The 6,600-nt window shown below is 36.3% G+C and carries 5 protein-coding genes; 1 reads left to right on the top strand and 4 read right to left on the bottom strand.

Features of this window, described 5'->3' with window-relative positions:
* The 4 genes from E1171_RS10435 to E1171_RS10420 all read right to left on the bottom strand — a co-directional run.
* Positions 1-2,222 (bottom strand): M56 family metallopeptidase (locus tag E1171_RS10435; RefSeq protein ID WP_155205949.1); only part of this gene is annotated, 2,222 nt, incomplete at its 3' end.
* Positions 2,219-2,608: a BlaI/MecI/CopY family transcriptional regulator gene (locus E1171_RS10430; RefSeq protein ID WP_155205948.1), complete on the bottom strand. Its 390-nt coding sequence runs from the start codon at positions 2,606-2,608 to the stop codon at positions 2,219-2,221. The genes E1171_RS10435 and E1171_RS10430, both read right to left, overlap by 4 nt.
* A 683-nt stretch (positions 2,609-3,291) precedes the next feature.
* The gene (locus E1171_RS10425; protein ID WP_155205947.1) at positions 3,292-4,137 is read right to left on the bottom strand and encodes a universal stress protein; all 846 of its coding nucleotides are present in this window, start codon (positions 4,135-4,137) and stop codon (positions 3,292-3,294) included.
* Positions 4,138-4,190: 53 nt separating this feature from the next.
* Positions 4,191-5,480 (bottom strand): caspase family protein, encoded by a 1,290-nt coding sequence (locus E1171_RS10420; protein WP_155205946.1) that lies wholly within the window; start codon positions 5,478-5,480, stop codon positions 4,191-4,193.
* Positions 5,481-6,003: 523 nt separating this feature from the next.
* Between E1171_RS10420 and E1171_RS10415 the strand changes: the two genes are divergently transcribed.
* The coding region (locus E1171_RS10415; RefSeq protein ID WP_155205945.1) for a 2'-5' RNA ligase family protein at positions 6,004-6,600 on the top strand (597 nt) is incomplete at its 3' end.

Here is a 6,600-nt window from a genome sequence, read left to right as displayed (position 1 = left end):
TTTTCTAATAAGTTTTGAAACGCTATTATTTGATCTGGTTCCTCTCTACCTGGAACTTTCCCTCTTATTATTGAATGTGTTTTCTTATCTCTTTTATGATAGGTTTTTTCAATCTCTTCCCTTCGCAGCTTTTCTTTTTCCCTGATTTTAGAACGATAGGAATCCATTGCTTCCATTAGTTCCCTTCTTTTTTCTTCCACTTCCCTTCGGTGTCTTTCAGTTACCTTTCGGGATTCCTCCATTAGCCTTTCAGCATTTTCATGAACCTTTCCTCTATTTTTCATAAGGGAGTCCATCAAGAGCAGATGTTTTTCCCCTAAACCTTCCATTTCCATTCTAAAGTTATCAAAATCCCATGTCCCAATAACCCCATCATTTAAACTATCCAAATGGATATACATATCTCCCATTTGAGGATGAGCATAAAAAAATTGATCCTCATCTAAATCCCAATTGAAATTATAATTGAAAGAAGCGATACCCTCCATAGCGGAATCCATCAAAGAGTCTAATTTTTCTTCAGACCAGAATTCAACAAATCTATTTGTTGAATCATTAGAAAAAGAGTGAGAAATAATCCGGCTGTTTCCTCCCTGCGCTGAGACATATAGCTGCCCGGAGTTTTCATCTCTTCTAATTATTATAGAGTCATCGTCCCCTAACCTTCCCGTTTCATTCAACTTCTTCAATTCTTCCTTACTTAATGGTTCTCCATTCACCAAACCCTCACAAATTCCTTCCTTATTACAAAAAATCTCATAGGTTTTTCCATTTTGATGAATTATCACAGAATTTTCACTTTTTCTCACCATTTTGAATACTGGAGGAGCAACTGTATTAACCTTTGGCAAAGGCCTTACTTCTTCAAGTTCTTCCACAAATGGATCAAATTTAGCAACTACAAGTTGTTTCTTTTTAGCCTTTAAAGAATCAGCCTCGAGTTTTGGAAGGCTCTCTTTTACCTTAGCATCTTCCAAAGGAAAAAATCCATTTCTATTTTTTTCATTAGCTTTAACCTTTTCTATATCTTTTGATTCCGAGGAATTTGGCATTTTAAAGGATACTTCAGTTGCGGAACGGAACGAATTCTCCACCTTTCCTCCCTCAAAAGCTTTAGCATTAATACTAAGTGCAATTACACTAAACATCATTGCACAAGCGGTGATAAACCCTTCAGAAAAATCAGGACGAACATTCTTGTTATTCACTATTCGACCAATTCTTTGCAGTATTTCGGAACGCTTATTTACAAACCCCATGGCCATTTGAGGTCCTTTCAACTGCAGTTCTTGCATTTTTGCTAAAGCTTTAGCGTAAGTCAAGGAATCATTGCAAACAGAAAGAGCCAGGTCATCACAGCAATTTTCCCGTTCGGCTCTAATGTTATTGGACAACCACCATACTGCAGGATGATAAAAGAAGAAGGTTTCAATGAAGGTCAATAAAATATTCACCAGGTAGTCCCGGCGATAAACATGAGCTAACTCATGCGCTAAAATTGCTTCTAATTGGGCAGTGGGAACCTGAGAAATTAAGCCCAAGGGAAGAAGAATGACAGGCTTAAAATAACCAATAACAAGAGGAACTTTTACCAAAGAAGATTCCACCAAACGAACTGCTTTTTTAAGCTTTAATTTTTTGATCAATTCATCCAGTTTATTTTGCCAGTGCCCCTCCACCTCTTTCGTTCGGTAATGTTTCAACCGTCTCGAATAAGCCAGGCTTCCAAAAAAACGAAGAAACAATAATCCAAAGCCTAATAGCCAAAGAATTGATATTAAAGGAATGTGAGGTTCAAAATAAGCCTGATATTTTTTTAGAAAAACAGCCAGGTACTTATTCGATACCTGTTTTATTTTTTCCCCTGGTGTAAATTTACTGCTAGCTGTTGTTCTTTCCTTGTCCGGAAATTTTTCTTGTACTACCAAACGTGATTTTTCTTCCGAAACCGTAGAAGATCGGATATACTGGGCGGGGTTATTTTTTCCGGAAAGGTCATAAGCCCTAAATTCCCTAAAAAAGGTAGTGGCTGAGGTAAAAAATAATAATAATAAAGCAGTGACCGAAACAAAATATCGAATGTTAGAGGATTGCCTATAAAGCAAAATCATTAAGAAGGCGGATAAAAGCACGATGAGCACTCCCTGCCAAAGGGAATGAATAATGGTCCATCCAAGAGCGTGGATCAGACGATCGGAGAGGATTTCCTTGATGGGATTCATGATTTATCTTTTTCTATTTTATCAATTAATTTACGTATCTGTTCCAATTCAGCCTCTGAGGTTTTGCTATTGCCCAATAGTTGCATAACCATTTTCATAGCTGATCCCCCAAATGCCGCATCTAAAAAGCGGTTTAAGAGTGCTTTCTGTGTAGGTGTTTCCTTCAAGACTGCTAGATATACATGACTTCGTTTATTTTCATCTCTTTTTAGCATACCTTTTTTAGCCATATTTTGCATAGTCTTAAGGGTGGTGGTATAGCCCACTTCTTTTTTTTCTAGCAGTTTTTCGTGTACAAACCTCACCGTAGAAGGCCCATTACCCCAAATCACACCCAACACTTCTAGCTCTGCCTCAGTAGGTTTCAACAAATTTTCTTTTTTCATAACAACTTATTATTTAGTACGAAGGTTATCGTACTACAAACTTATACGAAACTTATCGTACTTACAAATTATTCATCTAAAAAATCACCTAATTCATAGAATATTCTCTCACTTCTAACCCAAAAAGAGAATTGAATGAAGATTGAAAAATTAACAGTGAAGAACAGATGGTGAATTGATGAATGGAAGATGATTTTCTCAGGACCCCATTACTGCTCTTCAACATTTATTTTATAGTTCGATGGAAAGAAAGGAGATTTACAAAATGCCAACCACTATTTGTTTAATAAGAATTATGAAGTCTTAGCTGGGTGTGATCTTGGTATTGTAAGATCACGCTTATTGTTGTTTTAAATTTAATAGGAAAGAATTCTTTTGATCTGTTTAATGGAATATAGAAACGAAATAAAGCTTTCAAAAAAAATAACAATAAAAATAATCAAATATTTTTTTGGATTTTTGCAAGCTTTAGTTAACTTGAATATAAGAAACAAAAACAAAAAGCTGTTGACCCATCCTACGGTAATTATGAAGTAAAGTATGGAAATTTAAAAATCCCACCCTCCCTCGTCTATCTAATTTTTCACACTGCCGAGAGGTTTTTCCAAACCTTTTGAGCTCCCCCTAAATCATCCAATCATTACTTAGGGCATACTTTCCCCAGTATGCCCTCCTTCTCTTTACTACTTTTTTGGAAATTGCTTTGTTCTATAGCGATGAAAAACCAATAATGGCATTTTGGCTGCCAAGGTGAGTTTTTTTGTCAAACTTCTATGGAATAAATTTCCAATGACCGACCTTTCCTTTTTAAGTACCACAACCACTCCCGACTCAAACTTTTGCAAATACCTTTTCAAAGCTTTAACCGTACCTCCCTCATCATACATATGCTCAAACTGAACATATTCGCTTTTCGCTCCTAATTCTTCTTTTATCTCTTCACTACTCACCTCAAAAAGCTCATCTCCAAAAGTTTCACCATGTTTACTGATATGTAGATAAATTACTTTGGCATGGAGAACAATGGCCAAATCAACTACTTTTCTAATAAAAATAGGATCGTATTCATCGTAGTCAGATGCATAAATAAATTTTTCTGGGGTATAATTATGCCATTCGGCAGGAACTACCAAAACGGGTGGTTTAGAATGTTTGACAACCTTTAAGGTAAAGGTTCCAAAAACAAAATCTTCAAAATCAGAAATACCTTCGGTTCCCATCACAATAAGGTCAAAGCCCTGCTCATTTGCTATGGTGATAATTGTTTCCTCAAAATAGGAAGGTTTAATAATGTACTCACAATTGATCTCAAAATTGGTTTGGATCTGATGACAAAAATCAGCCATCTTCTGCCGTAAATCAAAAAGCTTTTGTTTCTCTATTTCATCATTTACTCCCTCGGTACTAATTTCTGGCTCCACATGTAATAAAAAAAGAGTTGCTCCTGTCTTTTGGGCTAAATGAGCAGCATAACACACCGCATTTTTAGATGGTGGTTCCAAATCAACTGGGCAAAGAATCTTATTCATCCCATTAGAAATTAGTTTAGAGTGAAGGGAAAAGTTAATTTAGTTATGATCCCCTATTTAGGAAGGAATTTCCAGTTTTCCCATTTTCCTCTTAACTGTTCACTGAAATTCACTACTGGATTTTGTTCTTTATCATTTAATAACACTGATTCCAATGCCACTTTACCATTAATATAATGAGCCAGTTCCTCATAGCTAACTTCTCCTGCGGACTCTTTCAATTTCTTTAATAGGAAGTAAGTAAACAATCCATGATGTTGGTCCTGATAAACGGAAGCAGATTGTTCTCCCTGACTGGCCGAAAACACCACCAAATTACCCTGTAGTCTGGCCATTTTAGGTTTTATTCCAATTCCTCTAATACCGGCCAAAAGATTACTTCCCCTTCCAGCCCCACTAAAGCAAGCGTCCAGAAATACCGTGACTCTCCGTGTAGGATACTCAGTCAATTTACGATAAACCGTACTGACCTTAATAGCAGAGCTAAGGTCAGTTCCATTCACATCTACTGGAATAAGATAAGGCAAATGAGTGGCTTCATCAGGCAAACCATGCCCCGCATAAAAAAAGAACAACTCCGCTTCACCCCCTGAATTTTTTGCCAATAAGCTTAATTTGTTCAGGGCCTGATTCATTTTCCCAGTGGTGCCATCCAAAACAAAAATAATGTTACGTTCAGGAATGCCAAGTGTTTTAATCGCATATTCTTTAAAAGCACTTGCATCATTTCGGGCATACACTACATTTACCTCATTCATCGGTGATATTTGAAAGGAAGTATAATCCTCATTTCCAATAATCAGAGCAAACCTTTTCGGAATTCGTCCTTTGATTTCAGGAACTCCAACATCTACATCGGACAATTGCTCAAAATGGTAACTGCTTCCCTTACCCTCTTTTTCCACATAAACGACTTCCTTTCGTGTTATCACTTTTTTGGGGGAGAGATTAACCGTCACTCGCTTTGAATATTTATTCCAGGATTGGTTATATAGATCCACCCAGAAACCTACCGTATAGGTAGTAAGGTTAAGGATTGTCCATAAGAACAAATTGGATTGGGTACGAAAATCACGATACTCCATATCATGGTACCCAAACTTTTTAAAAACATAATACTGTTCATTTTTCCGATTATAGAAGGTCTCTGCTACTTTTCTTGGCACCTCCATCGTAACTGGTGTCTTTTCCCAGGTTTTTTGTCCATTAATATAGACATCTGCATTTGGTGGATCAGAAACAAAGGTTACTCTTTGAGTGGTTCCATTAATAATAGTAGCACAGGATTGGACCAACACGAGAAGGACTGACATTAAAGCCAGCGGTCTGATGTACTTTCCCATACATGAAGTTAATTAGAAGTGATTTCCTGATTTTTTACTCCGGATAAGCACCCAAGGGGCTTTCTCCGACTGGTTGTGTTATGAAAACAAGAACTTCCCACTTTTCGTGCGATTCAATTCAAATTGCACCACAAATTCTAATAACATACTTACATAAATACTTAATTTTACCATCATCCCAACCCCTCTATTTTTTCATTTGGGTATATTTGAAAAGACAGCAGTGCACAAAAAAAGTACCTTTAGTTTCCTTTTAATTGGTTGATAGAGGGAATGGTATTTTACCAACCTGTGAAAATTGAAAACTAATTAATCCGGTAGTTCACAAAAGCCCTCTATTATTTCTAAAAATGCTTGTTGTCATAATCCTAATAGAATAAGAAAAAATAGGTTTAAGCCCCAAAAATACTATAGGTGTTAAATCTTCTTTACGAATAAACTCAGAGAGAAAAATTCCTGGAATCTCAAATCTTACCTTTCTACTGTCTAATATTAATTTTTCATTTTTAAAATTCACCAACTTATGTTAAGCCAAAAAATAGCCGTTGATATAGTTTTATTTCCTGATAAAAAATTAAGCCAAGAGATTATTGTCCTTAATCAAAACCTGGAAGGTTCGGGAAAAACTAAGATTCGACTGAACTTAAAAAATTGCTTACCACACATCTCCCTTGCAATGGGCTGCGTGGACATGGATAATTTGGAAATTATAAAAGGTATTTTAAGTAAAATAGGAAAGGAGTTATTACCCTTGGAAATTCCAATTACAAGGGTCGAAAGCAGCATAGATAACCAAGGGAAAGGCCTGACTTTAGTGGTCCTTCAAAAGGATAAAAAACTTCAGGAACTACATGAGGAAATATTAAAAGGTGTGGAAAATTATTTAACAACTGGAGTAAAAAAGGAAATGATGGCTTCCCAAGAAGAAATTGGCAACAGCACATTTCACTGGATTGACCATTACCTCTCCCATCACAGTAAAGAAAACTTCTCCCCTCACATTACGGTTGGTTTTGGAATCCTTTCTAAACCAGTGAGACTTCAAAACCCATTAATACTCACAACTTCTACCTTGGGTATTTGCCAATTGGGAAATCACTGTACTTGTCGAAAGGTACTG

Origin of the sequence: Xanthovirga aplysinae, from assembly GCF_009711365.1 — a bacterium.
Lineage (GTDB): Bacteria > Bacteroidota > Bacteroidia > Cytophagales > Cyclobacteriaceae > Xanthovirga > Xanthovirga aplysinae.
Note: the sequence above shows the minus strand (reverse complement) of the source record. Positions and strands in the feature narration are given on the sequence as shown.

What these genes read in the sequence shown, in the direction of transcription:
- E1171_RS10430 (WP_155205948.1), bottom strand. Translation starts at nt 2,608, where the DNA reads ATGAAAAAAGAAAATTTGTTGAAACCTACTGAGGCAGAGCTAGAAGTG.
- E1171_RS10425 (WP_155205947.1), bottom strand. Translation starts at nt 4,137, where the DNA reads ATGAATAAGATTCTTTGCCCAGTTGATTTGGAACCACCATCTAAAAAT.
- E1171_RS10420 (WP_155205946.1), bottom strand. Translation starts at nt 5,480, where the DNA reads ATGGGAAAGTACATCAGACCGCTGGCTTTAATGTCAGTCCTTCTCGTG.